Origin of the sequence: Streptomyces sp. NPDC085927 (assembly GCF_044540975.1) — a bacterium.
Taxonomy (GTDB): Bacteria; Actinomycetota; Actinomycetes; order Streptomycetales; family Streptomycetaceae; genus Streptomyces; species Streptomyces hirsutus.
The window spans coordinates 174,518-199,715 of sequence record NZ_JBITSN010000001.1; the positions used below are offsets into that span (position 1 = coordinate 174,518).

The 25,198-nt window shown below is 70.8% G+C and carries 26 protein-coding genes; 13 read left to right on the plus strand and 13 right to left on the minus strand.

All coding sequences use genetic code 11. From position 1 onward, the window contains the following. Positions 1–144: 144 nt before the first annotated feature. The 5 genes from ACIF80_RS00860 to ACIF80_RS00880 all read left to right on the plus strand — a co-directional run bounded on the left by ACIF80_RS00860 (position 145) and on the right by ACIF80_RS00880 (position 7,319). Complete coding sequence (locus ACIF80_RS00860) at positions 145–849, plus strand: spermidine synthase (RefSeq protein ID WP_399797679.1); 705 nt, start codon at positions 145–147, stop codon at positions 847–849. Positions 850–973: 124 nt separating this feature from the next. Further along, positions 974–1,714, plus strand: a complete 741-nt coding sequence (locus ACIF80_RS00865; protein WP_055574061.1) for a response regulator transcription factor — start codon at positions 974–976, stop codon at positions 1,712–1,714. Continuing rightward, positions 1,711–2,823: an ATP-binding protein gene (locus tag ACIF80_RS00870; RefSeq protein WP_399797682.1), complete on the plus strand. Its 1,113-nt coding sequence runs from the start codon at positions 1,711–1,713 to the stop codon at positions 2,821–2,823. Before ACIF80_RS00865 ends, ACIF80_RS00870 begins: the two co-directional genes overlap by 4 nt. Positions 2,824–3,126: 303 nt before the next feature. Beyond that, positions 3,127–6,951 carry a multifunctional oxoglutarate decarboxylase/oxoglutarate dehydrogenase thiamine pyrophosphate-binding subunit/dihydrolipoyllysine-residue succinyltransferase subunit gene (locus ACIF80_RS00875; protein WP_399797684.1) on the plus strand — a complete coding sequence of 1,275 codons (3,825 nt, stop codon included), beginning with the start codon at positions 3,127–3,129 and terminating at the stop codon, positions 6,949–6,951. Between the two features lie 179 nt (positions 6,952–7,130). Continuing rightward, positions 7,131–7,319 carry a DUF6104 family protein gene (locus ACIF80_RS00880; RefSeq protein ID WP_381368496.1) on the plus strand — a complete coding sequence of 63 codons (189 nt, stop codon included), beginning with the start codon at positions 7,131–7,133 and terminating at the stop codon, positions 7,317–7,319. Between the two features lie 75 nt (positions 7,320–7,394). On the opposite strand, the gene ACIF80_RS00885 is transcribed toward ACIF80_RS00880, so the two are convergent. Then, entirely contained in the window at positions 7,395–8,351 is a 957-nt protein-coding gene (locus ACIF80_RS00885; protein ID WP_399797687.1) for a hypothetical protein, read from the minus strand. 235 nt (positions 8,352–8,586) lie between these two features. Here ACIF80_RS00885 and ACIF80_RS00890 point away from each other — a divergent pair, with 235 nt between their 5' ends. Together ACIF80_RS00890 and ACIF80_RS00895 are read left to right on the plus strand one after the other, a co-directional pair. Continuing rightward, on the plus strand, positions 8,587–9,609 hold the full coding sequence (locus ACIF80_RS00890; protein ID WP_399797689.1) for a DUF4097 family beta strand repeat-containing protein: 1,023 nt from the start codon (positions 8,587–8,589) through the stop codon (positions 9,607–9,609). Between the two features lies 1 nt (position 9,610). Then, complete coding sequence (locus tag ACIF80_RS00895; RefSeq protein WP_399797691.1) at positions 9,611–10,663, plus strand: helix-turn-helix transcriptional regulator; 1,053 nt, start codon at positions 9,611–9,613, stop codon at positions 10,661–10,663. 92 nt (positions 10,664–10,755) lie between these two features. On the opposite strand, the gene ACIF80_RS00900 is transcribed toward ACIF80_RS00895, so the two are convergent. The 4 genes from ACIF80_RS00900 to ACIF80_RS00915 all read right to left on the minus strand — a co-directional run bounded on the left by ACIF80_RS00900 (position 10,756) and on the right by ACIF80_RS00915 (position 14,068). Further along, positions 10,756–11,322 (minus strand): Clp protease N-terminal domain-containing protein, encoded by a 567-nt coding sequence (locus ACIF80_RS00900; protein WP_399797693.1) that lies wholly within the window; start codon positions 11,320–11,322, stop codon positions 10,756–10,758. Further along, positions 11,322–11,531 (minus strand): HTH domain-containing protein, encoded by a 210-nt coding sequence (locus ACIF80_RS00905; protein WP_055598204.1) that lies wholly within the window; start codon positions 11,529–11,531, stop codon positions 11,322–11,324. The genes ACIF80_RS00900 and ACIF80_RS00905 overlap by 1 nt, the downstream gene beginning before the upstream one ends. Positions 11,532–11,662: 131 nt before the next feature. Continuing rightward, positions 11,663–12,628 (minus strand): zinc-binding dehydrogenase, encoded by a 966-nt coding sequence (locus ACIF80_RS00910; protein WP_399797696.1) that lies wholly within the window; start codon positions 12,626–12,628, stop codon positions 11,663–11,665. A 201-nt stretch (positions 12,629–12,829) separates the two neighbouring features. After that, positions 12,830–14,068 (minus strand): NADP-dependent malic enzyme, encoded by a 1,239-nt coding sequence (locus ACIF80_RS00915; protein WP_399797698.1) that lies wholly within the window; start codon positions 14,066–14,068, stop codon positions 12,830–12,832. Between the two features lie 583 nt (positions 14,069–14,651). Between ACIF80_RS00915 and ACIF80_RS00920 the strand changes: the two genes are divergently transcribed. From ACIF80_RS00920 to ACIF80_RS00930, 3 genes are read left to right on the plus strand one after another with little or no spacing between them, the layout of a single operon-like run. Beyond that, positions 14,652–15,620 (plus strand): ABC transporter substrate-binding protein, encoded by a 969-nt coding sequence (locus ACIF80_RS00920; RefSeq protein ID WP_399797701.1) that lies wholly within the window; start codon positions 14,652–14,654, stop codon positions 15,618–15,620. A 37-nt stretch (positions 15,621–15,657) separates the two neighbouring features. Next, positions 15,658–16,596, plus strand: a complete 939-nt coding sequence (locus ACIF80_RS00925; RefSeq protein WP_399797704.1) for an amino acid ABC transporter permease — start codon at positions 15,658–15,660, stop codon at positions 16,594–16,596. Continuing rightward, positions 16,593–17,366 (plus strand): amino acid ABC transporter ATP-binding protein, encoded by a 774-nt coding sequence (locus tag ACIF80_RS00930; RefSeq protein WP_399797706.1) that lies wholly within the window; start codon positions 16,593–16,595, stop codon positions 17,364–17,366. The genes ACIF80_RS00925 and ACIF80_RS00930 overlap by 4 nt, the downstream gene beginning before the upstream one ends. 86 nt (positions 17,367–17,452) lie before the next feature. On the opposite strand, the gene ACIF80_RS00935 is transcribed toward ACIF80_RS00930, so the two are convergent. Next, the gene (locus tag ACIF80_RS00935) at positions 17,453–18,220 is read right to left on the minus strand and encodes a class I SAM-dependent methyltransferase (protein WP_399797709.1); all 768 of its coding nucleotides are present in this window, start codon (positions 18,218–18,220) and stop codon (positions 17,453–17,455) included. A gap of 102 nt (positions 18,221–18,322) precedes the next feature. Here ACIF80_RS00935 and ACIF80_RS00940 point away from each other — a divergent pair, with 102 nt between their 5' ends. Next, entirely contained in the window at positions 18,323–18,952 is a 630-nt protein-coding gene (locus ACIF80_RS00940; RefSeq protein WP_399797712.1) for a CGNR zinc finger domain-containing protein, read from the plus strand. Here the strand turns inward: ACIF80_RS00940 and sodX are convergent. Beyond that, a complete protein-coding gene (sodX, locus tag ACIF80_RS00945) occupies positions 18,856–19,287 on the minus strand; it encodes a nickel-type superoxide dismutase maturation protease (protein WP_399799346.1) in 432 nt (143 codons plus the stop codon). The two genes, ACIF80_RS00940 and sodX, sit on opposite strands and share 97 nt — an antisense overlap. Before the next feature lie 144 nt (positions 19,288–19,431). Between sodX and sodN the strand changes: the two genes are divergently transcribed. Beyond that, positions 19,432–19,827 carry a superoxide dismutase, Ni gene (sodN, locus tag ACIF80_RS00950; RefSeq protein ID WP_004983535.1) on the plus strand — a complete coding sequence of 132 codons (396 nt, stop codon included), beginning with the start codon at positions 19,432–19,434 and terminating at the stop codon, positions 19,825–19,827. Positions 19,828–20,151: 324 nt separating this feature from the next. Here sodN and ACIF80_RS00955 read toward each other — a convergent pair whose 3' ends face one another. The 3 genes from ACIF80_RS00955 to ACIF80_RS00965 form a co-directional block, all read right to left on the minus strand. Continuing rightward, positions 20,152–20,697 carry a GNAT family N-acetyltransferase gene (locus tag ACIF80_RS00955; RefSeq protein WP_399797714.1) on the minus strand — a complete coding sequence of 182 codons (546 nt, stop codon included), beginning with the start codon at positions 20,695–20,697 and terminating at the stop codon, positions 20,152–20,154. A 169-nt stretch (positions 20,698–20,866) separates the two neighbouring features. After that, entirely contained in the window at positions 20,867–21,082 is a 216-nt protein-coding gene (locus ACIF80_RS00960; protein WP_399797717.1) for a hypothetical protein, read from the minus strand. Between the two features lie 27 nt (positions 21,083–21,109). After that, positions 21,110–21,694: a dihydrofolate reductase family protein gene (locus ACIF80_RS00965; RefSeq protein WP_399797719.1), complete on the minus strand. Its 585-nt coding sequence runs from the start codon at positions 21,692–21,694 to the stop codon at positions 21,110–21,112. Positions 21,695–21,820: 126 nt separating this feature from the next. Between ACIF80_RS00965 and ACIF80_RS00970 the strand changes: the two genes are divergently transcribed. Beyond that, a complete protein-coding gene (locus ACIF80_RS00970; RefSeq protein WP_399797720.1) occupies positions 21,821–22,462 on the plus strand; it encodes a TetR/AcrR family transcriptional regulator in 642 nt (213 codons plus the stop codon). Here ACIF80_RS00970 and ACIF80_RS00975 read toward each other — a convergent pair. The 3 genes from ACIF80_RS00975 to ACIF80_RS00985 all read right to left on the minus strand — a co-directional run bounded on the left by ACIF80_RS00975 (position 22,453) and on the right by ACIF80_RS00985 (position 25,198). After that, the gene (locus tag ACIF80_RS00975; protein WP_399797723.1) at positions 22,453–23,082 is read right to left on the minus strand and encodes a hypothetical protein; all 630 of its coding nucleotides are present in this window, start codon (positions 23,080–23,082) and stop codon (positions 22,453–22,455) included. The two genes, ACIF80_RS00970 and ACIF80_RS00975, sit on opposite strands and share 10 nt — an antisense overlap. Before the next feature lie 165 nt (positions 23,083–23,247). Beyond that, the gene (locus ACIF80_RS00980; protein WP_399797726.1) at positions 23,248–23,856 is read right to left on the minus strand and encodes a GNAT family N-acetyltransferase; all 609 of its coding nucleotides are present in this window, start codon (positions 23,854–23,856) and stop codon (positions 23,248–23,250) included. 262 nt (positions 23,857–24,118) lie between these two features. Further along, a complete protein-coding gene (locus ACIF80_RS00985) occupies positions 24,119–25,198 on the minus strand; it encodes a family 2 encapsulin nanocompartment cargo protein polyprenyl transferase (protein WP_399797728.1) in 1,080 nt (359 codons plus the stop codon).

Genomic DNA, 25,198 nt, shown 5'->3' on the forward strand with positions numbered 1-25,198 from the left:
TGCGTGCGGCTGCGTTCGCTCTCAGCGATCATCCGGCGGCCGGGGGAGTGAAGGGCGCTCCTTCGGAGTGCCGGGCGCCGCCCGGGACGCCCCGGAACGATGGGGGACGCCCTGCCGGACGGGGAGTGCTGCCAGGATGAACGCATGTCCACCCCCTACGACATTCCCGAAGTCCTGGACCGCCGCGAGGGCCCGTACGGGGAGGTGGTGCTCCGCCGGCACGGCAGCCTGCTGCAGATCATCGCGAACGGCTGCTTCCTGATGGACACCTCCGACGGCCGCTCGGAGCGCCGGCTGGTCGACGCCGCCCTGGCCGCGCTCGACGCCGCCGACATCCGTGCGGGGCACGGTCCGCGGCAGGACCCGCACGTCCTCATCGGCGGGCTCGGCGTCGGCTTCTCCCTCGCGCACGCCGCCGCCGCGCCCCGCTGGGGCCGCATCACGGTGGTGGAGCGCGAACCCGCCGTCATCGAGTGGCACCGCGCGGGTCCCCTGGCCGAACTCTCCGCGCGTGCCCTCGCCGACCCCCGCGCGAAGATCGTCGAGGCCGATCTGGTGGCGTACGTCCATGAGACGTCCGACACGTTCGACGTGCTGTGCCTCGACATCGACAACGGGCCCGACTGGACCGTCACCGAGGGCAACGACGGGCTCTACTCCCCCACCGGACTCCAGGACTGCGCAAAGGCGTTGACCCCCGGCGGAGTACTCGCGGTGTGGTCCGCCCAGCCGTCCGCGGTTTTCGAGGGAACCTTGCGGAATGCCGGGTTCCAACAGGTGCGTACCGAAGAGATCCCCGTTACCCGGGGCGTTCCTGACGTCGTGCACCTCGCCGTCCGCCCTGGATAGCAAAGCCGCGGTGACTCCCCGTACGCTGCTGCACGGACGCGGATCATTCAAGCGTCAATCGCAGTCATGCGCAGAGACGGATTCACCCCACGGATTCCGGAAAAGCACACTTCAGGGGCGGGCGATGGAGCAGACACACACCTCCCACAACGGCACGGCGGCGGCCACCCCGGGCGCACAGCGCCGGGTCCTGGTGGTCGAGGACGACGCGACGATCGTGGACGCCATCGCGACCCGCCTTCGTGCCGAGGGATTCCTGGTGCAGACGGCGGGCGACGGTCCGTCCGCCGTCGACACGGCGGAGGCCTGGCAGCCCGACCTGCTGATCCTCGACATCATGCTGCCGGGCTTCGACGGCCTGGAGGTCTGCCGGCGCGTGCAGGCCCAGCGGCCGGTGCCGGTGATGATGCTGACCGCGCGCGACGACGAGACCGACATGCTGGTCGGGCTGGGCGTCGGCGCCGACGACTACATGACCAAGCCGTTCTCCATGCGGGAACTCGCGGCACGCGTGCATGTGCTGCTGCGCCGCATGGAGCGGGCGGCCCTGGCGGCCTCCACCCCGCGCAGCGGCATCCTGCGCCTGGGCGAGCTGGAGATCGACCACGCGCAGCGCAGGGTGCGGGTGCGCAGCGAGGACGTCCATCTGACGCCCACCGAGTTCGACCTCCTGGTGTGCCTGGCGAACACGCCCCGCGCGGTGCTCTCCCGGGAGCAGCTGCTGGCCGAGGTCTGGGACTGGGCGGACGCCTCCGGCACCCGGACCGTCGACAGCCACATCAAGGCGCTGCGCCGGAAGATCGGCGCCGAGCGCATCCGTACCGTGCACGGCGTGGGCTACGCCCTGGAGACGCCGACGCCATGAGCGACGGGCCGGCCGCACGGAGAGGCCCCGGGGACCCCGGTCCCTGGGGCGACGTCCGCCCGTTCTCCATCAAGACCAAGCTGGGTGCGCTGGTCGTCATCTCGGTGCTGATCACCACCGGGTTGTCGATGATCGCGGTGCACACCAAGACGGAGCTGCGCTTCATCACGGTCTTCTCGACGATCGCCACCCTGCTCATCACGCAGTTCGTGGCGCACTCCCTCACCGCACCGCTGGACGACATGAACGCGGTGGCCCGGTCCATCTCGCACGGCGACTACACCCGCCGGGTGCGCGAGAACCGCCGGGACGAGCTGGGCGACCTGGCCCAGACCATCAACGTCATGGCCGACGAGCTGGAGGCCCAGGACCATCAGCGCAAGGAGCTGGTGGCCAACGTCTCGCACGAGCTGCGCACCCCCATCGCGGGTCTGCGCGCGGTGCTGGAGAACATCGTCGACGGCGTCACCGAGGCCGACCCCGAGACCATGCGCACGGCGCTGAAGCAGACCGAGCGGCTGGGGCGTCTCGTGGAGACGCTCCTCGACCTGTCCCGCCTGGACAACGGGGTCGTCCCGCTGCGGCGGCAGCGGTTCGAGGTGTGGCCGTATCTGTCCGGCGTGCTCAAGGAGGCCAACATGGTCGCCTCCGCGCGCGCGGGCATGACCACCGGCTCCGGCGGCCACACGCGCACGGACGTCCACCTGAGCCTCGACGTCAGGCCGCCGGAGCTCACCGCGTACGTCGACCCGGAGCGCATCCACCAGGTCGTCGCCAACCTCATCGACAACGCGGTCAAGCACAGCCCGCCGCACGGCCGGGTGACGGTCAGGGCGCGGCCCGGCCCGCAGCCGGACTCGCTCCGGCTGGAGATCCTGGACGAGGGGCCCGGCATTCCGCGGACCGAGTGGCACCGTGTCTTCGAGCGGTTCAACCGCGGCAGCGTCAATCAGCCGCACGGTCCGGGCAGTGACGGGGGCACCGGTCTCGGCCTGGCGATCGCCCGCTGGGCCGTCGATCTCCACGGTGGACGGATCGGGGTGGCCGAATCCGAGCGGGGTTGCCGAATTCTTATCACCCTTCCGGGAGCTTCTTCCTCGTCAGGTTGACGTAGGGTGCCAAGCGGAGCCGCAAGATCCATCTGCGTTCGTGCTGATGGACACGTGTGATCAGGCCCGGATGCGAACACAGGCCCGTGGAGCGAGTGCTCCGGGTCGCGGCCGACCCGTCCCCGATGCACCCCGACAGCGCGGAACCACGCTTGTTTCCCGCCATTTCCTGCGCCGAAACACCCTCAGAGATGTGACTTACGCGACGTTGAACGGGCCCGGCCTGACCTTCTCGGTCGGGGAGGCGTAGCCTTAATTTCCGCTGTCCATCATCTTGTGAAGCGGAAGAGGGCGGTTGACGCCGTGTCGCCACAGTCCCCCAGTAACTCGAGCATTTCGACCGACACCGACCAAGCGGGCAAGAACCCTGCCGCGGCCTTCGGTGCCAACGAATGGCTCGTCGACGAGATCTACCAGCAGTACCTCCAGGACCCGAACTCGGTCGACCGGGCCTGGTGGGACTTCTTCGCCGACTACAAGCCGGGCGCCCCTCAGGCCTCGGCTCCGGTGAACAACGCGGCGCCGGGGACCGCTGGCACGACGACGGCCGCGCCGGTCACTCCGGCCCAGCCCGCCGCCACGCCCGCGCCCGCCGCCCCGCAGCAGCCCGCCGCCGCACCGCCGGCTGCCCAGCCGGCCGCGAAGGCCCCGGCGCCCGCTCCGGCGAAGGCCGCTCCGGCCCCCGCCAAGCCGGCCGCCGCGAAGCCGGCCGCCGCGAAGTCCCAGGCCCCCAAGGCGCAGCCCGCCGACGGGACCAAGCAGGGCATCGAACAGGTGACGCTGCGCGGCCCGTCCGCGGCCGTCGCGAAGAACATGGACGCCTCCCTGGAGGTGCCCACGGCCACGTCCGTGCGCGCGCTCCCGGTGAAGCTCCTGTTCGACAACCGCATCGTCATCAACAACCACCTCAAGCGTGCCCGCGGCGGGAAGATCTCCTTCACGCACCTCATCGGCTACGCGATGGTCCAGGCCATCAAGGCGATGCCGTCGATGAACTGGCACTACGCGAAGGTGGACGGCAAGCCCACGCTGGTGAAGCCGGAGCACATCAAGTTCGGCCTCGCCATCGACCTGGTCAAGCCGAACGGCGACCGCCAGCTGGTCGTCGCGGGCATCAAGAAGGCCGAGACGCTGAACTTCTTCGAGTTCTGGCAGGCCTACGAGGACATCGTCCGTCGCGCCCGCGACAACAAGCTGACGATGGACGACTTCACGGGCGTCACCGTCTCGCTGACCAACCCCGGCGGCCTCGGCACCGTCCACTCCGTGCCGCGCCTGATGCCGAACCAGTCGGTGATCCTGGGCGTCGGCTCCATGGACTACCCGGCGGAGTTCCAGGGCACCAGCCAGGACACCCTGAACAAGCTCGGCATCTCGAAGGTCATGACGCTCACGTCGACCTACGACCACCGGGTGATCCAGGGCGCCGCCTCCGGCGAGTTCCTGCGCGCCGTGGCGAACCTGCTGCTCGGCGAGAACGGCTTCTACGACGACATCTTCGAGGCGCTGCGCATCCCCTACGAGCCGGTCCGCTGGCTCAAGGACATCGACGCGTCCCACGACGACGACGTCACCAAGGCCGCCCGCGTCTTCGAGCTGATCCACTCCTACCGGGTCCGCGGCCACGTCATGGCCGACACCGACCCGCTGGAGTACCGCCAGCGCAAGCACCCCGACCTGGACATCACCGAGCACGGGCTCACCCTGTGGGACCTGGAGCGCGAGTTCGCGGTCGGCGGCTTCTCGGGCAAGAGCCTGATGAAGCTGCGCGACATCCTCGGTGTGCTCCGCGACTCGTACTGCCGCACCACCGGCATCGAGTTCATGCACATCCAGGACCCGAAGCAGCGCAAGTGGATCCAGGACCGCGTGGAGCGCTCGCACTCCAACCTGGAGCGCGAGGAGCAGCTGCGCATCCTGCGCCGGCTGAACGCGGCGGAGGCCTTCGAGACCTTCCTGCAGACCAAGTACGTCGGTCAGAAGCGCTTCTCCCTGGAGGGCGGCGAGTCCGTCATCCCGCTGCTCGACGCCGTGCTGGACTCGGCCGCCGAGTCCCGTCTCGACGAGGTCGTCATCGGCATGGCCCACCGCGGCCGGCTGAACGTGCTGGCCAACGTCGTGGGCAAGTCGTACGCGCAGATCTTCCGCGAGTTCGAGGGCAATCTCGACCCGAAGTCGATGCACGGCTCCGGTGACGTGAAGTACCACCTGGGCGCCGAGGGCACCTTCACCGGTCTCGACGGCGAGCAGATCAAGGTCTCCCTGGTCGCCAACCCCTCCCACCTGGAGGCGGTGGACCCGGTCCTGGAGGGCGTCGCGCGCGCCAAGCAGGACATCATCAACAAGGGCGGCACGGACTTCACCGTCCTGCCCGTGGCGATCCACGGCGACGCGGCCTTCGCGGGCCAGGGCGTGGTGGCCGAGACCCTGAACATGTCGCAGCTGCGCGGCTACCGCACCGGCGGCACGGTCCACGTCGTCATCAACAACCAGGTCGGCTTCACCGCCGCGCCCGAGTCCTCGCGCTCGTCGATGTACGCGACGGACGTGGCCCGCATGATCGAGGCCCCGATCTTCCACGTGAACGGCGACGACCCGGAGGCCGTGGTCCGCGTCGCGCGGCTGGCCTTCGAGTTCCGCCAGGCGTTCAACAAGGACGTGGTGATCGACCTCATCTGCTACCGCCGCCGCGGTCACAACGAGTCGGACAACCCGGCGTTCACGCAGCCGCTGATGTACGACCTGATCGACAAGAAGCGCTCGGTGCGCAAGCTGTACACCGAGTCCCTCATCGGTCGCGGCGACATCACCCTGGAAGAGGCCGAGCAGGCGCTGCAGGACTACCAGGGCCAGCTGGAGAAGGTCTTCACCGAGGTCCGCGAGGCGGCGTCGCAGCCGACGGCCGTCGAGCCCTCGGAGCCGCAGGCCCAGTTCCCGGTGGCCGTGAACACGGCGGTCACCTCGGAGGTCGTCAAGCGGATCGCCGAGTCGCAGGTCAACATCCCCGACCACGTCACGATCCACCCGCGTCTGCTGCCGCAGCTGCAGCGCCGGGCGGCGATGGTCGAGGACGGCACGATCGACTGGGGCATGGGCGAGACCCTCGCGGTCGGCTCGCTGCTCCTGGAGGGCGTGCCGGTCCGGCTGGCCGGCCAGGACTCGCAGCGCGGTACCTTCGGCCAGCGTCACGCGGTCGTCATCGACCGTGAGACGGGCGACGAGTTCACTCCGCTGCTGTACCTGTCCGAGGACCAGTCGCGGTACAACGTCTACAACTCCCTGCTCTCCGAGTACGCGGCGATGGGCTTCGAGTACGGCTACTCGCTGGCCCGCCCCGACGCGCTGGTGATGTGGGAGGCGCAGTTCGGCGACTTCGTCAACGGTGCGCAGACGGTCGTGGACGAGTTCATCTCGTCGGCCGAGCAGAAGTGGAACCAGACCTCCGGTGTGACCCTGCTCCTGCCGCACGGCTACGAGGGCCAGGGCCCGGACCACTCCTCGGCCCGCCCGGAGCGGTTCCTGCAGCTCTGCGCGCAGAACAACATGACGGTCGCGATGCCGACCCTCCCGTCGAACTACTTCCACCTCCTGCGGTGGCAGGTGCACAACCCGCACCACAAGCCGCTGGTCGTCTTCACCCCGAAGTCGATGCTGCGCCTGAAGGCCGCGGCCTCGAAGGCGGAGGAGTTCACCACGGGCCAGTTCCGCCCGGTCATCGGCGACGACTCGGTCGACCCGGCCGCGGTCAAGAAGGTCGTCTTCTGCGCCGGCAAGGTCTACTACGACCTCGAGGGCGAGCGGAAGAAGCGCGGCGTGACGGACACGGCGATCCTCCGCATCGAGCGTCTGTACCCGCTGCCGGGTACCGAGCTCCAGGCGGAGATCAAGAAGTACCCGAACGCCGAGAAGTACCTGTGGGCCCAGGAGGAGCCGGCGAACCAGGGTGCCTGGCCGTTCATCGCGCTCAACCTGATCGACCACCTCGACCTGGCGGTCGGCGCCGACGTCCCGCACGGCGAGCGTCTGCGCCGCATCTCGCGCCCGCACGGCTCGTCCCCGGCCGTCGGTTCCGCGAAGCGGCACCAGGCCGAGCAGGAGCAGCTGGTGCGTGAGGTGTTCGAAGCCTGACGGGCTTTCCCCGACGGGCTTCCGAGCGACGCCGTCACGGGCCGTACGTGGACGCCGTCACGGGCCGTACGTGACCGGGCCGCACCCCCACTCCGGGGGTGCGGCCCGGTCACGTTTTCGCGGTTCGGCGCGATTCCGTGCGGTTCGGCGCAGTGCGGCGCGCACATATTCTTGTCCTCATGTACTTCACGGACCGTGGCATCGAGGAACTGGAGAAGCGGCGCGGTGAGGAGGAGGTCACCTTCGAGTGGCTCGCCGAGCAGCTGCGGACGTTCGTCGACCTCAACCCCGACTTCGAGGTGCCGGTGGAGCGCCTGGCGACATGGCTGGCCCGACTGGACGACGACGAGGACGAGGACGAGGAGTAGGAGTAGGACCGGCTGACCGGCCCGGCCCGCCCCGTCGCGCGAGCGTGTCCTGCCGGCCGGTTCGGTCGCGCGGGTTCAGTCGCGCGGGTGGGTGAGGGCGTGGCTCGCCAGTGTGAGGGCGCCGTGGGCCAGCAGGAGCGTCCCCGCGACGATCCAGCCGCCGCTGCGGTGCCGTAGGCCCCAGACGGCCAGCGGCAGGCCCGCGGCCATCTGGGCGAGGGCCAGGGTGGGCACGGCGGTCACGGACGACGGGCCGCCCGCGCGGGAGGGCCGCAGCACGGGAGACCCGGCACCGGCGGTGTCGTCCTCCGACCGGGCCGTCTCCCGCGTTTCGTACGCCCTCTGCTGCTTCTGTTCCTGGGCCTGGGCCTGCTCCTGGTCCCGGGCCCTGCGCTCGTCCCCGCCCGTCGCGCTCCTCTCGCCGCTCCCGTCCGCCTCGATCCGGCGGGCGTCCGGCTGGAGCCGGGCCGCTTCGAGCAGTGCGTCGGCGTGGTCACCGGGGACGAGTCCCGGAGGAAGGGATACGCCCGCGCGAGTGAGGACGGCGAGCACTCCGCTCAGCCGCGCGGAGGCGTCGGCGGCGGGATCGGGCTCGGTCAGCTCCTCCAGGACCTGCATGTCCAGGACCGGGTCGAGGCCGAGCCGGTCCGCGAAGGTGCGCATGGCCTCCTCCATGCCGGCCGGCGTGCCGTCGGCCAGCCACACGTAGCCGACCGGGCGGCGGAAGCCGGCGGCGAGCGTGAACCCGGCCCGCTCCCCGTCCCACCACAGGGCCAGCACCGGCCAGGAGACGCCGACGGTGAGCGCGATGGCCCAGCCGTTGACCACCCGGTCCACCGGGTCCGTGCCGGTCCGCCAGGGCCCGCCCTCGGGGACGAGCACGCTCCACTCGTCGCCGGCTCGGGCGAGCAGCATGCGTTCGTGCAGCAGCCGGGCGGTGGGGACGACGGAGCCGGGCTCCGCGCGGCACAGCAGCAGGGCTCCCGATACGGGACGGGCCCGGCCGGTGACCTGGGATGGTTCCGTCGACATGGTCATACCGTAGGACAATTCACCCGCCTCGCACGGTGACTGATCACCGGAACGAGCGTCTTGACTTTCATCGTCCGCGATATATCGTGAATTACGTGAGACGCGATATGGCGCGTCGGGGCGCGTCTGTGGCCATGCACCGCATTCCTCATTCCCCCTCCCGCCGTTTCGCCCTCCGGCAGTCAGACAGTCCGACACCCCGGCAGCCCGACAGCCCGGCCCAGGAGGTTCCACCATGTTCGAAAGGTCCGTCTCGGGGCCCGAGAAGCTCACTTTCGACGACCCAGTGGCCGAGCTCCACGTCCGCATCGTCAACGGAACGGTGAACGTGGTGGGCACGGACGAGGGTTCCGCCCGGCTGGAGGTCTCCGAGATCGAGGGACCGCCCCTGGTGGTGACCCAGCGGGACGGCGTCCTGACCGTGGCCTACGAGGACCTGCCCTGGAAAGGCTTCCTCAAGTGGCTGGACCGCAAGGGCTGGCGCCGCAGCGCGGTGGTCTCCCTGGCCGTCCCGGCGCAGACGCGGGTCGAGGTGGGCGTGGTCGGCGCCGGTGCCGTCGTCTCCGGGGTCAAGGGGCCGGCCGTGGTGAAGGGCGTCACGGGCGACGCGACCCTGGTCGCCCTCTCCGGCCCGGTCCGCGCGGACACGGTGGCCGGGAACGTCGAGGCCCAGTCCGTCACCGGCGACCTCCGGTTCAACTCCGTCTCCGGCGACCTCACCGTGGTCGACGGCTCCGGCTCCACCGTGCGCGCGGACTCGGTCAGCGGCTCCATGATCGTGGACCTCGCTCCCGACGGCCCCACCGACATCCGGCTGACCAGCGTCTCCGGTGAGATCGCGATCCGGCTGCCCGATCCGGCGGATGCCGAGGTCGAGGCCAACACGGCGAGCGGCGCCGTCTCCAACGCCTTCGACGGCCTGCGGGTGCACGGCCAGTGGGGCGCCCACAAGATCACCGGCCGGCTGGGCGCGGGCACCGGCAAGCTGCGGGCCACCACCGTCTCCGGCTCCATCGCCCTGCTGCGCCGCCCACCCCACGAGGAGGAGAGCGAGCCGTGGGACATGCCGCCCGCCGCCGGAGGCGGACCGGACGCACCTGCGGACACGCCCACGGGCGGGCCTGCGGACCCGGGCGGCCCCGGGAGAGGGCCGCAGGACGGCTCGGGGGGCAGTTCCGTCCCCGCTCCGGACCCCGGTTCCCCCGATGCCACACCCGGCGGCCCCACCGACGGCCCCACCGACAAGAAGGTGCTCTGACATGCCTCCCGTCTTCGCCCACGGACGCCTCCGCCTGTACCTGCTGAAGCTGCTGGACGAGGCCCCGCGCCACGGCTACGAGGTGATCCGTCTGCTCGAGGAGCGCTTCCAGGGGCTGTACGCGCCGTCGGCGGGCACGGTCTACCCCCGCCTGGCCAAGCTGGAGGCGGAGGGTCTGGTCACCCACACCACCGAGGGCGGCCGCAAGGTGTACTCGATCACGGACGCCGGCCGTGCCGAACTGGCCGACCGCAGCGGTGAACTGATCGACCTGGAGCTGGAGATCCGGGAGTCGGTCGCCGAGCTGGCCGCCGAGATCCAGGCCGACGTCCGTGGTGCGGCGGGCGACCTGCGCCGCGAGATGCGCGCCGCCGCGGGCCAGGCCCGCAAGGGCGGTCATGACGCGGGGGCGCCGGGCGAAGCCGATGCGGGGACAGGCGATTCCACCGGCCCCGGTGAGAAGGAGGCCTGGCGCGCCGCGAAGGAGGAGATGCGCCGCGCCAAACAGGAGTGGAAGGAGCAGGCCCGGCGCGCGAAGGACGAGAGCCGCCGCGCCCGCGACGAGGCGCAGCGTGCCCGCCGTCAGGCCAAGGAGGCCCAGGACCGGGCCGCCGCCCAGGCCCAGGAGGAGGTGCAGCGCATCGCCCGGCGGGTCCAGGAGCAGGTGCAGGACCACTTCTCACGGGGCGACTGGCCGACGGGCCTGCGCGAGGGCCTGGGTGAGCTGGTCAAGGAGGTGGGCGAGTTCGGCAAGGACTTCGGTTTCGGCCGTACCGGCACGGAGAGTGCCGCCCCGGGCCCCGGACCGTCGTACTCCCGGACCCCGGAGGACTTCCCCGCCGACTACACCCCGGCCTGGGCGCACGAGACCGCCACAAACTCCACCGGCGACCCCGCACGCGACCTGGACCGCCTGCTGGACCGCTTCCGGGACGACATCCGCGACGCGACCCGCGACCACGGCATCACCCCGGACCAGCTCCGCGAAGCCCGCCGCCACCTGTCCACGGCCGCGGCCCGGATCGGAGCCCTCCTGCACACCCCGAAGCCCTGACGGGCGGCCGGGACCCGACCGGACGCCCGCCCCGGGCCGCGTCCCGCCCTTGGCCGGCCGCCCCACTCCCGGCCGTCGGCCCCGACGGTGGCTCAGCCCGCCCTGGCCTCCCCGTCGCCGTACAGGACCCTCGTCAGGGACTCGTACGTGACGCCGTGATCCGCGAGGACCTCTGCCGGAACGCCGGGGCGGACGGTCAGGGCCAGCAGGAGGTGTTCGTCGCCGATGTGGCGGTCGCGGCGGTCGGTGGCGACACGCAGGGCGCCCACCAGGACGTCCTTGGCCTCCCGGGCGAAGGGCCGGTGCCCCGAACGCCACCGGCCGGCGCTCCTTTCGTCGCGGGACATGGCTCCAAGGCCGTGCACGTCCTCCACCCTGGCGACGATCTCCGTGACATTGATACCGAGCCCGGCCAGCGCGTCGGTCTCGGCCTGGGTCAGCCCGGCCCTCCGCCGCGCCTCCCCCACCGCGGCCCGCACCGAGCCCCGTCGCCCGGCGAGTCCGAGAGCCGCCAGCGCGAACGAGCCCCGGCTGCCCTCCCGGTCGATCAGGGCCAGCAGGAGATGGTCGGCGCCGACATACCGCGCTCCCGCCTCCCCGGCCTGCTCGACCGCCCCCTTCACCACGGCGCGGGCATCCTTCGTGAACCGCTCGAACATCAATGCCTCCCGTACTTCTTGTGCACGGCCTGCCTGCTCACTCCGAGCTCGTTGGCGATCTCCTGCCACGACCAGCCGTGGTTGCGCGCGTTGCGCACCTGCACGGCCTCCAACTGCTCCAGCAGCCTGCGCAGCGCGGCGACGGCCCGCAGGCCGACCCGCGGATCGCGGTCACCCGCCCGCTCGGCAAGATCGGTTGCCTCAGTCATGCTGTCAACGTACGTTGACAGTAGGGCGTATGTCAACCCCAGTTGACATGCGGGCGGCCGGCCCGGAAACCGGACCGGCCGTGAAAACCCCCGCCAGAGGCGGCAGAACCAGGCGGTGTACCGCCGCGCGGTTACGGGGCGGTGAGCACGATCTTCCCGAACTGCCCGCCCGTCTCCATCCGCTCGAACCCTTCCCGGGCCCGGTCCATGGGCAGCACCTCGTCGATGACGGGACGCACCCCGGCGGCGGCGCAGAAGGCGAGCAGGTCCTCCAGTTCGTCCTTGCTGCCCATCGTCGACCCGACCACCTTGAGCTCCAGGAAGAAGATCCGGGTCAGCTCGGCGTGCGAGGGCCGGTCGCCGCTGGTGGCACCGGAGATCACCAGCGTGCCGCCGGGCCGCAGCGACTTCACCGAGTGGGACCAGGTCGCGGCCCCCACCGTCTCGATGACCGCGTCGACCCGCTGCGGCAGCCGCGCCCCGGGTTCCAGCGCCTCCACGGCCCCCAGTTCCAGGGCCCGCTTCCGCTTCGCCCCGTCCCGGCTGGTGGCGAACACCCGCAGGCCCGCGGCCCTGCCCAGCACGATCGCGGCGGTGGCGACGCCCCCGCCGGCGCCCTGCACCAGGACGGAGTCGCCGGGCCGCACCCCGGCGTTGGTGAACAGCATCCGATACGCGGTCAGCCAGGCCGTGGGCAGGCAGGCCGCCTCCTCGAAGGACAGCTCCTTCGGTTTGGGCAGGACGTTCCAGGTGGGCACGGCGACCTGCTCGGCGAACGTGCCGGGGTAGCGCTCCGTCAGGATCGACCGGGGCTCCCCGGGGCCCACCCCGTGGCCGGTCTGTCCGATCACGGAGTGCAGGACGACCTCGTTGCCGTCCTCGTCGATTCCGGCGGCGTCGCAGCCGAGGATCATCGGCAGCCGGTCCTCCGGGAGGCCGACGCCCCGCAGGGACCACAGGTCATGGTGATTGAGGGAGGCGGCCTTCACGGTCACGGTGCTCCAGCCGGGACGGGCCTCGGGAGCCGGACGCTCCCCCAGCTCCAGACCGGAAAGCGGCTGGTCACGGTCGATTCGGGCGGCGTAGACAGCGAACATGACCTTGACGATAGGTCGCCCGCCCCGCTGACGGAACAACGCGCCGCTGTGAGACACGCCTTCTTGCCACCGCGCCCCGGCACGGTCCGCCCCGGCGCTCCGGCCACCGGCCCCCGTCCGCAGGCCCTCCCCGGAGAGCGACCCCCGCAAGAGAATCGGCCCCGTCCACCCGAGGACGGGGCCGACACACCGTCGCGCGCCTCAGCGGCGGGCGACGCCCTCCGCACGGGCCGCCGCGGCGACCGCCGCGGTCACCGCCGGCGCGACCCGCTCGTCGAACGGGGACGGGATGACGTAGTCGGGTGCGAGATCGTCCCCGACCACCGCCGCCAGCGCCTCGGCCGCCGCCAGCTTCATCCCCTCGGTGATCCGCGAGGCCCGCACCTGCAGCGCCCCGGCGAAGATCCCGGGGAACGCCAGCACGTTGTTGATCTGGTTCGGGAAGTCCGACCGCCCGGTGGCCACGACCGCCGCGTACTTGTGCGCGATCTCCGGGTGCACCTCGGGCTCGGGGTTGGCCATGGCGAAGACGAAGGCGCCCTTGGCCATCGACGCCACCGCCGGCTCCGGGACCGTACCGCCGGAGACGCCGATGAAGACGTCGGCCCCGGCCAGCGCGTCCTCGAGCGATCCGGACAGGCCCGCCTTGTTGGTGAACGCCGCCAGTTCGCGCTTGATCGGCGTGAGGTCCTCCCGCTCCCGCGAGACGACGCCCTTGCGGTCGGCCACCGCGACATCGCCGATGCCGGCCTCGACCAGCATCTTCGCGATGGCGACACCGGCCGCGCCCGCGCCCGAGATCACGGCCCGCAGCTCGCCCAGCGTCCGTCCGCTCAGCCGCGCCGCGTTCCGCAGCGCCGCCAGCGACACGATCGCGGTGCCGTGCTGGTCGTCGTGGAAGACCGGGATGTCCAGCTGCTCCTGGAGCCGCTGCTCGATCTCGAAGCACCGGGGCGCCGAGATGTCCTCCAGGTTCACGCCGCCGAAGGACGGGGCGAGCCGGACCACGGTCTCGATGATCTCGTCCACGTCGGTGCAGTTCAGGGCGAGCGGAACCGCGTCCACGCCGCCGAACTGCTTGAAGAGGATGGCCTTGCCCTCCATCACCGGGAGGGACGCCTCGGGACCGATGTCACCGAGTCCCAGCACGGCCGTACCGTCGGTGACGACGGCGACGACCGAGGACTTCCAGGTGTAGTCGTGGACGAGGTCCGGCTGCTCGGCGATCGCGCTGCACACTTTCGCGACGCCGGGCGTGTACGCCAGGGACAGGTCGTCCCGGTCACGGAGCGGCACGGTGGCCTGCACAGCCATCTTGCCGCCGCGGTGCAGCGCGAATGCCGGGTCGAAGGACTCGAGGGGCTCCGCCCCGCCGTCCTGCTCGCTATGACCGGTCCGGCCTTCACTGTCGCTGCGAGGATTCACAATCTCCGCTGCCACTTGGTTGTACCCCTTAATCGATCATGGTTTGAGGGTTGCCGCTCCGGGTGAGGAGCGGGCGGGACCGCGCAGAGCCCGGTGGGTTGATGCGTCGGGCTCGGACGCGACGGGCGCGCCGCACACGCGCCCTGATCCCCGGATGAGGGGTGTAAAGCACCTTCTTACCGGACCGACGCCTTCGGCGACGAGTCCATAACGCAAAGGTCACATGCGGGTGCCAGGACCCATCGACCAATTTCAGGACAAGCCCTGGACAAACACTCGGCAAGTGCTCGAGATCCGACAAGTCCGGCGGCCGACCGCTCCATATCCCGCCAAGGGCCGGAGATCTTCCGGCCGCAATGGCCTACTCCCGCAGACTGTCCGGCCATGTGGGAGCGGATGAGTGCGCTTCGCGCGTCACCTGTTATCCGATTTTGACATGGCTGGCCCACTGGACGGCGCAGTCCGAATGGCAAGATGCGGTAATCACACGAGGTCGCGACACTCGAAGACGTGTGCTTCCGTCGACCTGCGGCACTGCCGACCCCATCGGCAGTGGCCGACCCCATCGGCATCCCACCCTTCCGCCGGAGGAACCACCATGACCGCACGTATCACCCGTCGCTCCCTCGCCGCCAAGTCCCGACTGGCAGCGGTAGGCGCGATCGCGGTCGCAGGCTCCCTGCTCGTCACCGGTTGCGGTGACCAGACCAAGGACAACGGCTCGGACAGCAGTGACACCGCGGCCGGCAGCACCGCCCCGCTGGCCGACAAGCTGCCCAAGTCGATACGCGACAAGGGCGTCATCAAGGTCGGTTCGGACATCGCGTACGCCCCGGTCGAGTTCAAGGACGACTCCGGCAAGACGGTCGGTATCGACCCGGACCTCGCGAACGCCATGGGCAAGGAGCTCGGCGTGAAGTTCGAGTTCCAGAACGGCACGTTCGACACCCTCATAGGCGGTCTCGCGTCCAAGCGCTACGACGTCGCGATGTCGGCCATGACCGACACCAAGGAGCGGCAGGAGGGCATCGACTCCGACACCGGCAAGAAGGTCGGCACCGGTGTCGACTTCGTCGACTACTTCACCGCGGGCGTCTCGCTCTACACCAACAAGGGCAACGACCAGGGCATCAAGACCTGGGACGACCTGTGCGGCAAGACCATGGCGGTCCAGCGCAACACCTTCTCCCACGACCTCGCCAAGGACCAGGCGAAGAAGTGCGCGGAGGACGGCAAGAAGACGCTGAAGATCGAGGACTTCGCGACCAACCCCGAGGCCGAGACCCGGATGCGTTCCAAGGGCGCGAACGTCGTCTCCGCCGACTTCCCGATCGCCGCGTACTCCGTGAAGAACTCCGGCGGCGGCGAGTACTTCGAGATCGTCGGCGACCAGGTCGAGGCGGGCCCGTACGGCATCGCCGTCGCCAAGGACAACACCGAGCTGCGCGACGCCCTGCAGGCGGCCCTCCAGGCGGTCATCGACAGCGGTGAGTACAAGAAGATCGTCGAGAAGTGGGGCGTCGAAGACGGCGCGATCACCGAGGCCAAGATCAACGGCGGCTCCTGAACCGGCCCGTTCGACGCGGCTCTGAAAGGCTCCATTCGTGACTGCTGACGTCAACAAGACGGCCGGTCCCGACGCGACGCCCCCCGCCGGGCCGGAGGCCATCAAGGCCGTTCCGGTCCGGCACCCGGGGCGGTACGTGTCCGCGGCCGTCGCGCTCGCCCTTCTGGGCTCGGTCATCTACGCCTTCGCGCAAGGCAAGATCAACTGGGATGCGATCCCCGAATACTTCTTCGACGACCGCATCATCGACGGTGTTCTGAACACCCTGCTGCTCACGGTGCTGTCGATGGTGATCGGCATCGCCGGCGGCATCCTGCTCGCCGTGATGCGCCTGTCGAAGAACCCGGTGACGTCGTCGATCGCGTGGTTCTACATCTGGTTCTTCCGCGGCACACCGGTCCTGGTCCAGCTCTTCGTCTGGTTCAACCTGGGCCTGGTGTTCGAGTACATCAACCTGGGCCCGGTCTACAAGGACTACTGGTCGTCCTTCATGACGCCGCTGCTGGCGGCGCTGCTCGGCCTGGGGCTCAACGAGGCCGCCTACATGGCCGAGATCTGCCGCGCCGGCCTGCTCTCGGTCGACGAGGGACAGACCGAGGCGTCGCACGCCCTGGGCATGAGCCACACGAAGACGCTCCGCCGGATCGTCATCCCGCAGGCCATGCGCGTCATCGTGCCGCCGACCGGCAATGAAGTGATCAACATGCTGAAGACGACCTCACTCGTCTCGGCGGTGCAGTTCTACGATCTCTTCAAGGAGGCGCAGGACATCGGCCAGAACGCGGGCTCGCCGGTCGAGATGTACTTCCTGGCCGCCGCCTGGTACCTGATCATGACCTCGATCCTGAGCGTCGGGCAGTACTACGTCGAGCGGTACTACGCCCGCGGTTCGAGCCGTTCCCTGCCTCCGACACCGCTGCAGCGCTTCAGGGCCGCGGTCCTTCCCACGCGCCGCCCGAAGGGAGTCGCGGCATGAACCAGTCCTCCCCCGCCATGGTCAAGGCCGAGGGCGTCCACAAGTCCTTCGGCCCCCTGGAGGTCCTCAAGGGCATCGACCTGGAGGTGAAGTCCGGCGAGGTGTTCTGCCTCATCGGCCCCTCCGGCTCCGGCAAGTCCACCTTCCTGAGGTGTATCAACCACCTCGAGAAGGTCAACGCGGGACGTCTGTACGTCGACGGGGAGCTGGTCGGCTACCGCCAGAAGGGCGACAAGCTGTACGAGCTCAAGGACGGCGAGGTCGCGCTGAAGCGCCGGGACATCGGCATGGTCTTCCAGCGCTTCAACCTGTTCCCGCACATGACGGCCCTCGAGAACGTCATGGAAGCACCGGTGCAGGTCAAGGGCGTGAGCAAGGCTCAGGCCCGGGAGCGCGCGGGGCAGCTGCTGGAGCGCGTGGGCCTGGCCGACAAGGCCAGGAGCTACCCCTCGCAGCTCTCCGGCGGCCAGCAGCAGCGGGTGGCGATCGCGCGGGCGCTCGCCATGGACCCGAAGCTGATGCTGTTCGACGAGCCGACCTCGGCCCTCGACCCGGAGCTGGTCGGTGACGTCCTCGACGTCATGCGCGACCTGGCCGAGTCGGGCATGACGATGGTCGTCGTCACCCACGAGATGGGCTTCGCCCGCGAGGTGGGCGACAGCCTGGTCTTCATGGACGGCGGCGTGGTGGTCGAGTCCGGCCTCCCGCGGGACGTGCTGACCGACCCGCAGCACGAGCGGACGAAGTCGTTCCTGTCCAAGGTGCTCTGACACCGCACGGGACACAACAGCGCACGCAGGGGCAGGGGCGGCACGGAGGTCATCCGTGCCGCCCCTGCCCCTGCGTGCGGCCGGTCTCACTTCAGCGCGAGCAGTAGGGTGTCCGAGGGTGAGCACCACACGGGGCGGGCCTCGGCGAACCCCTTCTCGCGCAGCACTCGGGCCTGCCACGTGGCGGACGGCATGTCGCCGTCGGCGTGCTCGCCGTAGATCTCGAAGCGGCGGGCGGTGGGCTCGGCGAGGACGGGGTCCGCGGCCGCGGTCCTCCACCATTCGGCCCAGTCGAGGACGCCGTCCCGCCTGGCCCGGTCCATGCGCGCGTGGCGCCGGGCGCGCTCGGCCGCGTTGATCCGGGGGGTCGTCTCGTCGATCATGTGGTCCGCGTTCATGAAGACACCGCCGGGGCGGACCAGCCGCGCGACCTGGCCGTAGAGGTCCGCGAGGGGTTCGCTGTGCAGCCAGTGGAGGGCGGTCGCGGTCAGTACGGCGTCGTAGGAGTCGTGGGGAAGCCCGGTGGGCCAGTCGGGGCCCTTGAGGTCGGCCGTGACGAAGGAGACCCGCTCGTCACCCGCGAAGGTGCCCTCGGCGATGGTGAGCAGCGCCGGGTCCAGGTCGACTCCGGTGCTGGTGGCGTCCGGGAACCGGGCGAGCAGCCGGGCGGTGACGGTCCCCGTGCCGCAGGCGAGGTCCAGGACGCGCGGGGAGGTGCCGACGACGGCCTCCACCATGTCGAGCATGACCCGGAACCGCTCCTCGCGGTCGGGCATGTACCACTCCTGCTGCCGGTCCCAGCTCTCCTGCCAGTTCTGCCAGTCGACCGTGGGCGTACTGGTGTGCGCGGCCATCGTGAAGCCCCTCCCGCATCGCGAAACGTAATACCCTTTAACCGTGATCGCCTGTTACTTGATCGCGGGTACGACCATAGACTTCCGAAGTAAGGACTGCAAGTGGAACTGGCCTATTACTCGGACTACGCCGTGCGCCTCGTCAACACCGAGGAACCGGCCCGGGGCACGGACACCCTGACCTCGGTGGAGGCCGTCCGCGGTCTGTTCGGCGCCAACCAGTCCGCGGCGCGGCGCGCGACCGAGGCGGACGTGACCCGGTTCCGTTCCGTCCGGGCCCGGCTGCGCGCGGTCTTCGAAGCGGCGGACGCGGGCGACGAGACGCTCGGCGTCGACCTGCTGAACTCGCTGCTGCTGGAGTTCCCGGTGAGCCCGCAGATCTCCGGGCACGACTTCCGTGACGACGACGGCCGCCCGCTGTGGCACATGCACCTGGCCGACCACCCGTCCAACGCGACCGCCGGTTACGCCGCCATCGCCGCGATGGGCCTGGCCTTCCACCTCACCGAGTACGGCGTGGACCGCCTCGGCCTGTGCGAGGCGCCGCCCTGCCGCAACGCCTATCTCGACACGTCGACCAACCGCTCCCGGCGCTACTGCTCGGACCGCTGCGCCACCCGCGCCAACGTGGCCGCCTACCGCGCCCGCAAACGCCTGGAGGCCGAGCGGACGGAGAGCACCGGCCGGGCCGCCGACAGCGCCCAGCCCACCACGGCCAGCGGCGACCGCTGATCCGGTGTGCGCGGCCGGTAGCGCAGGCGGACCCGGCCGAGCACCAGTTCGTCGGGAACCACCCCGTAGTCGGTGCTGTCACCGCCGGCGTACCGGTTGTCCCCCAGCACCCACCAGCCGCCCTCGCGCCGCTCGGCGGCCCGTTTGACCACCAGCAGATCCTGCTGGAACGGGTGCCGCAGCACGATGACGCACCCCGGCCTGATCCGGGCCCCGTAGTGCACCAGGAGCCGGTCCCCGTGGTGCAGCGTGGGCACCATGGAGGGCCCCGTCACCTCGGCCACCCCGAAGGGCAGCGCCCCCACCCGCTCGGCATCCTGCGACAGCTCCGGCATCACCTGGTACCTCCCCGGTTCTTCCTCCACCAGTCCCAGTCTGACCCCGGACTTTTGTCCTAAGCCCCCGGGGGCACTCGCGAAATCACCTCCTCCACGGAGTAATGTCCCCTGTGAGAAGACGATCACGAGGAAGGATGCTCCATGCTTTCCCGCCTGTTTGCCCCCAAGGTCAAGGTCAGTGCCCACTGCGACCTGCCCTGCGGCGTGTACGACCCGGCCCAGGCCCGCATCGAGGCAGAGTCGGTGAAGGCCGTCCAGGAGAAGATGGCCGGCAACGACGACCCCCACTTCCAGGCCCGCGCCACGGTCATCAAGGAGCAGCGCGCCGAACTGGCGAAGCACCACGTCTCCGTCCTGTGGAGCGACTACTTCAAGCCCCCGCACTTCGAGAAGTACCCGGAGCTGCACCAGCTGGTCAACGACACCCTGAAGGCCCTGTCGGCCGCCAAGGCATCGACCGACCCGGCCACCGGCCAGAAGGCGCTGGACTACATCGCCCAGATCGACAAGATCTTCTGGGAGACCAAGAAGGCCTGATCTTCGATCATGCCGCTCGACCTGCGATTTCATTGGTCGCCTGGTCCACCTGTCCGCACCCGGACCGTCGACTGCCGAACACGGCGTCCATGACGGCCCGGGTGCGGTCTTCTTCGCCCGGCCCAGGCCCAGGTACGCGCAGATCCGCGGCGGGATGACGGCGAACGCGTGACCGAGAACGAACCGAGAACGAACCGCACCGGCCTGCCGCTCGCTCCGCCGGGATGAGGGCGGAGACCATGCGTCCGACGCCTACGGACGCCTCGGCAGCCTGCTGGTCGTTCGGTCCGACCATGGGCCTTTCCGGCATTCCGTGGGCTTCGGTCACTGCTGTGTTGGCAGGCCGCGAGACCCTCCGTCCTGCAGGGCCGAGGTCTGGTCCAGGGCAGCCGGGACCTGGGCAGCAAGTTCCCTGAGGGGCCCGCCGCTCAGTCGGCATACCGTCCACTCCTCCAGGAACTCCACGCCGAGCGACGTGTAGAAGTCGATCGTCGGCTCGTTCCAGGCCAGGACCCACCACTCGAAGCGCTCGTAACCCCTCTGCTCGCAGAGCGCGGCCAGGGAGGCGAGCAGCGCCTTGCCGTGTCCCCCGCCACGGGCGGCCGGGCGGACGTAAAGGTCCTCCAGGTGCATGCCGCGCGTGCCGGTCCACGTCGAGAAGTGGGGGAACCACAGGGCATAGCCCACGACCCGGCCCGTCCCGTCGTCCTCGGCGATCAGCGCGAAGGCGGCGGGATGTTCTCCGAACAGCGCCTCGCGGAGTTGCTCCTCGGTCGCCCGGGCCTGTTCAACAGCCCGTTCGTATGCGGCGAGTTCGCGGATCATCGCGCGGATCTCCGCAACGTCTTTCGCAGTGGCGGCCCGGATCATGCCGGAGATCATCGGTCACGGTACCGGGCCGTGTCCATCCCATTCCGCGCCTCCCCGGCGGAGTGACCTCCATCGCCCGGGCCCGCACTCGCCGCCGGCCTTCCCGAGAACTGGTACGGGAACAGCTCGCGCGTTCCGCGTGATCGGGGGCCGTCCCGCCCGGTGGAGGTCAGCCAGGCTCCGCTTCCGGTGCGGGGGCCGTGCTTCCGGGGTGCTCGGGCCGGGGGGAATCGGCGGGTTCGCGGCCGGGGGCCCTGTCGCAGTCCGGGTTGCCGCATGGTCCTGGGACCCAGGTCGGGACCCATGCGCCCGGCGTCTTGTGACGCCGGACGACCGTCTCCACCGGCTGTCCGCAGGAGGGACAGATCGGTTCGTCGCTGCCCATGACCCCCCGGGCAGGCCCGGCTCCGGTTCAGCGCTTCCTGCTGTACGTGCGCACCAGCACCCCGTTCTTGAACGTACGCACCGACTCGAGGGCGAACTCCGTCACCGAGAAGCCCGCCCCGAACATCGGCATGCCGGCGCCCTGCACGATCGGGTACGTCTTGATGACCAGCTCGTCGATCTCGTCGAGCAGCTCACCGGCGAGCACGGAGCCGCCGCACAGGTAGATGCCGAGCCCGCCGTCCTCGGCCTTCAGCTCCCGGACCCGGCCCACCGGATCGTCGGCGATGATCTCGACGTTCGGGTCGGGCGACTCCTTCAGCGTGCGCGAGGCGACGTACTCGCGCAGGTGGGCGTACGGGCTGGTGATGCCCTCCTTCAGCGCGAGGCCGTAGCTGGCGCGGCCCTGGACGATCGTGTCGAACCGCCGGTTCGGCAGGTCGTCGATGCCGAGCGGGCGGCGGCCGTGGGTCGGGAGGGTCTCCGGGTATTCCGTTTTGAGGAACGCGAAGAACTCCTCGTCGACGAAGCGCATCATCGCCGACGCGTCGCCCTCCGGGTCCCCGATGAAGCCGTCGATGGAGCAGGCGATGAAGTAGGTGAGCTTTCGCAACGCGGTCTCTTTCCGTAGGCTGCCCCGTCCGTGAACCACTCCAGTTGTAGTACTTCACTTGTAGTGGTTGCAAGAGATTTACGGACACGGACCGGAGACCGAGACAAGTGAGGAAAGGGATTCCGCATGGTCGCCAACCCTGAACGCCGTACGGCCCTGGTCGACGCCGGGGTCGAGGTGCTCGCCCGTGAAGGGGCCCGGGGACTGACGTTCCGCGCGGTGGACGCCCAGGCCGGGGTGCCGGTGGGCACCGCCTCCAACTACTTCGGCGGACGGGACGACCTGCTGCGCCAGATCGACTCCCGGCTGCACATACGGCTCGCACCCGACCCCGCGGTCGTCGCCGAGCTGCTGACCCGGCCGCGGGACCGCTCGCTCGTCGCCGCGTTCATGCACGACCTGATGGCGCGTGCGACCGGTGACCGCACTGGCTGGCTGGCCTTGCTGGAGATGCGGCTGGAGGCCACCCGGCGCCCCGGGCTGCTCGCCTCCTACACCGCCTCGGTCCGCGGCGACCTCGTGGAGGGCATGGAGTTCCAGCGGGCCGCCGGGCTTCCGGGCGGCGACGAGACGGTGGCGGTGCTGTACCTGGCCATGCTCGGGCTGATCCTGGAGCACCTGACGCTGCCGGGCGTCCTGGACGGTGTACTGCCCGGGGTGAGCGTGCCGGACGGGCTCGTGGACCGGATCGTGGCGACGATCGTGCCGGAGACGGCCGGGACGCCCGAGACCGCGGAGGAACGGGGTGAGGAGCGGACTCAGGAGTAGCGCGCGCCGGGCGGTTCCGCGGGCCCTCCGGCCGGGAGCGCGGCGGAGGGGGCAGGCGTGGTCTCTCCCGTCCCCCGTTCGGCTCCCGCGGGCCACACGATCTCCACGGGGATGCCCCGGGCTCGGGCGTACGTCACCAAGTGGGCGGTGGCGTCAAGGCCGTTGGAAGGGGAACCGTCCCAGGCCGCCAGGAGCAGGCCGCTGGTGGCGATCATCCGCTCGTCCGCGCCGACGCAGGAGTCCCGGTGGTTCGGGTCGTACGGCAGGAGCCGCGCCTGGTCGGTGAGGTTCAGCAGCTCACCGGCGGCCACCCGGTCGCGCCGGGGCGGCATGGCGGGGACGCCGTTGTGCGTGGGGATGAGCACGATCAGGCGGCGGCCCGACACGCTCGCCGCCCGGCCGAACGCCAGCGGTGCTCCCGCACCGCAGCGCACCATGACCGGCCCCGGCTCGACACGCTTCCCCAGTCGCTCCAGCCGCTCCTGGAACGCGGACTCCACCAGCGCGAGTGTGCGCGGGGTCAGATCGGCATGTCCGACCGCCGCGACCTCCCTGCCCGCCGCCCCGCCGCCCGGCACCTGGCCGCCTGCCGCCCCGTTGTCGCGCGCCGTTGTGCTCATCTCGCCCCTGACAGTCCTCGCCGACCGGTCCTCGCGAGGGCCAGTGAAGCGGGGACGCACGCCGGCGGCCAGGGCCGAACGTCCCTGATGGGACGGGAAACCGGTCCGAGCGGGCGCGGGCGGGCCCATCCGGCCCCGGTCGGGCGCGGGCGGGGCGCCGGCCGGTCACGGGGTGCGGGGTTCGCGCCACATCGGCCACATGCGGGGGCCGTCCGGGAGTTGCAGAGGCTCGCCGGCCGGGGCGAAACCGAGGCGTTCGTACAGCAGGCGGCTGCGCACACTGCTCGCCTCCAGATAGGCGGGCAGTCCCTCGCGGTCGCAGCGGTCGAGGACCGAACCGATGAGCGCGGTGCCGAGACCCTCGCCCTGCCGGCCGGGCGCCACGCCGATCATCCACAGGTACTCGTGGGCCCGCCCGGTGGGGTGGGCACCCGCCGTCAGCCGGCCGATCACCTCCACCCGCTCGTTCTCCGGGTCGACGGCCTGGCGTACCTGCACCGGGCCCTCGTCGTCCGCCGGGTCCCCTGCGTCGTGGTCGTCCGCCGGCACCGACATCCACAGCGCGCACGCCGAACCGTCCTCCGTGACGTCGATGCGTCCCACGGCGAGCACGATGTCGGTGAAGGCTCCCATCAGCCTGTGGTGCGTCGTCCGGCGGTACTCCGTGCCCGGGAAGACCCAGCCACTGACCGGGTCGTCCTGGAACGCCTCGTCCAGGAGCCGGACCAACAGCTCCCGGTCCCCGTCCCCAGCCGTCCGGATCGCCACGCCCATGTCCGTCCCTCCGTCTCAACCCTCGCCTACCGTACGAGGGTTGACCTTATCGGGACGACGATGACCGACGGGGGAACGACTACGGCCGCTCGTCGAAAGCCCTCCTGTCCCTGCCACGACAGGGGCAGGGACAGGAGACGCCGCAGAGCGGACGGGCCCCGCACACCCTGGGGAGATGCGGGGCCCGCCGGGCCGGAACCACGGTGGCCGCACGGGGTCGGGGTTCCGCACGCCTCCGGCCCGACGGCCCGGGCCGCTCCGCCTAGGTGGTGCGCCGGGTCACGAACTCGGCGAGGGCCAGCAGGCCGCCCGCCGCCTCCGGGTCCGGCACCGCGCGGGCGAGTTCCTGCATCGCCCGGGCCATGCGGTCGGCGGCCTGGGCCTGCGCCCAGTCGCGGCCGCCCGCCCGTTCCACGGTCAGGGCGATGTGCTCCAGGTCCTCCCCCGCGGGCGGGGCCGCGTACAGCGCGGCGAGTTCGGACGCCGCCGGGGTGCCGGAGGTGAGCGCGGCGACCACCGGCAGGGACTTCTTGCGGGCGGCCAGATCCGCGCCGGCGGGCTTGCCGGTACGGCGCGGATCTCCCCATATGCCGATCACGTCGTCGATCAGCTGGAAGGCCAGCCCCGCCTCACGGCCGAACGCGTCCAGTGCCGCCACGTCCGCCGCCCCGGCGTCCGCGTACAGCGCGCCGAGCGCGCAGGCGCAGCCGAGCAGCGCGCCCGTTTTCGCCTCGGCCATGGACAGCGTCTCCTCGAGGGCGACCTCGCCGGGAGCGCGTCCTTCCATGGCCGTGTCCACCTGCTGCCCCGCGCACAGTTCCACGACGCAGTCCGCGAGCCGGGCCACCGCGGCCGGGGCCGACGGGTGCGTGTCCTCCGCGAGCAGCCGCAGGGCGAGGGCGTGGAGAGCGTCCCCCGCGAGGATCGCGTCGGCATCGCCGAAGACGGTCCATGCGGTGGGCCGGTGGCGCCGGGTGGCGTCCCGGTCCATCACGTCGTCGTGCAGCAACGTGAAGTTGTGCACCAGTTCCACCGCGGCGGCTGCCCGGACGGCCGTCGCCCGTGCCGCGGGTCCGCCGAGGGCGGAGGCCGCGGCGAGAACCAGTGCGGGACGGATCGCCTTGCCGGAACCGCCGGCGGCCGGGGTCCCGTCCGCGTGCTCCCAGCCGAAGTGGTAGCGGGCGATCCGGCGCAGCGGGCCGGGCAGCGAGCCGATGGCGGCCCGGAGCACCGGGTCGACCTCGGCCCGCGCCCGCTCGAGCAGAACGGTCGCCTCATGGCCCTCGGCGGGAGGGTGCTCGTCCTCCGTCTCCGTCGTGAGCCCGGCCATGGACTCCGTCAT

Excerpts from the sequence above, each read along its gene's own strand:
- ACIF80_RS00865 (WP_055574061.1), top strand. The coding sequence starts at position 974 with ATGGAGCAGACACACACCTCCCACAACGGCACGGCGGCGGCCACCCCG.
- ACIF80_RS00890 (WP_399797689.1), top strand. The coding sequence starts at position 8,587 with ATGTTCGAAAGGTCCGTCTCGGGGCCCGAGAAGCTCACTTTCGACGAC.
- ACIF80_RS00870 (WP_399797682.1), top strand. The coding sequence starts at position 1,711 with ATGAGCGACGGGCCGGCCGCACGGAGAGGCCCCGGGGACCCCGGTCCC.
- ACIF80_RS00930 (WP_399797706.1), top strand. The coding sequence starts at position 16,593 with ATGAACCAGTCCTCCCCCGCCATGGTCAAGGCCGAGGGCGTCCACAAG.
- ACIF80_RS00885 (WP_399797687.1), bottom strand. The coding sequence starts at position 8,351 with ATGTCGACGGAACCATCCCAGGTCACCGGCCGGGCCCGTCCCGTATCG.
- sodN (WP_004983535.1), top strand. The coding sequence starts at position 19,432 with ATGCTTTCCCGCCTGTTTGCCCCCAAGGTCAAGGTCAGTGCCCACTGC.
- ACIF80_RS00905 (WP_055598204.1), bottom strand. The coding sequence starts at position 11,531 with ATGACTGAGGCAACCGATCTTGCCGAGCGGGCGGGTGACCGCGATCCG.
- ACIF80_RS00935 (WP_399797709.1), bottom strand. The coding sequence starts at position 18,220 with ATGGCCGCGCACACCAGTACGCCCACGGTCGACTGGCAGAACTGGCAG.
- ACIF80_RS00975 (WP_399797723.1), bottom strand. The coding sequence starts at position 23,082 with ATGAGCACAACGGCGCGCGACAACGGGGCGGCAGGCGGCCAGGTGCCG.
- ACIF80_RS00895 (WP_399797691.1), top strand. The coding sequence starts at position 9,611 with ATGCCTCCCGTCTTCGCCCACGGACGCCTCCGCCTGTACCTGCTGAAG.
- ACIF80_RS00920 (WP_399797701.1), top strand. The coding sequence starts at position 14,652 with ATGACCGCACGTATCACCCGTCGCTCCCTCGCCGCCAAGTCCCGACTG.
- ACIF80_RS00970 (WP_399797720.1), top strand. The coding sequence starts at position 21,821 with ATGGTCGCCAACCCTGAACGCCGTACGGCCCTGGTCGACGCCGGGGTC.
- ACIF80_RS00955 (WP_399797714.1), bottom strand. The coding sequence starts at position 20,697 with ATGATCCGGGCCGCCACTGCGAAAGACGTTGCGGAGATCCGCGCGATG.
- ACIF80_RS00900 (WP_399797693.1), bottom strand. The coding sequence starts at position 11,322 with ATGTTCGAGCGGTTCACGAAGGATGCCCGCGCCGTGGTGAAGGGGGCG.
- ACIF80_RS00985 (WP_399797728.1), bottom strand. The coding sequence starts at position 25,198 with ATGACGGAGTCCATGGCCGGGCTCACGACGGAGACGGAGGACGAGCAC.
- ACIF80_RS00880 (WP_381368496.1), top strand. The coding sequence starts at position 7,131 with ATGTACTTCACGGACCGTGGCATCGAGGAACTGGAGAAGCGGCGCGGT.
- sodX (WP_399799346.1), bottom strand. The coding sequence starts at position 19,287 with ATGCCGGAGCTGTCGCAGGATGCCGAGCGGGTGGGGGCGCTGCCCTTC.
- ACIF80_RS00980 (WP_399797726.1), bottom strand. The coding sequence starts at position 23,856 with ATGGGCGTGGCGATCCGGACGGCTGGGGACGGGGACCGGGAGCTGTTG.
- ACIF80_RS00910 (WP_399797696.1), bottom strand. The coding sequence starts at position 12,628 with ATGTTCGCTGTCTACGCCGCCCGAATCGACCGTGACCAGCCGCTTTCC.
- ACIF80_RS00960 (WP_399797717.1), bottom strand. The coding sequence starts at position 21,082 with ATGGGCAGCGACGAACCGATCTGTCCCTCCTGCGGACAGCCGGTGGAG.
- ACIF80_RS00860 (WP_399797679.1), top strand. The coding sequence starts at position 145 with ATGTCCACCCCCTACGACATTCCCGAAGTCCTGGACCGCCGCGAGGGC.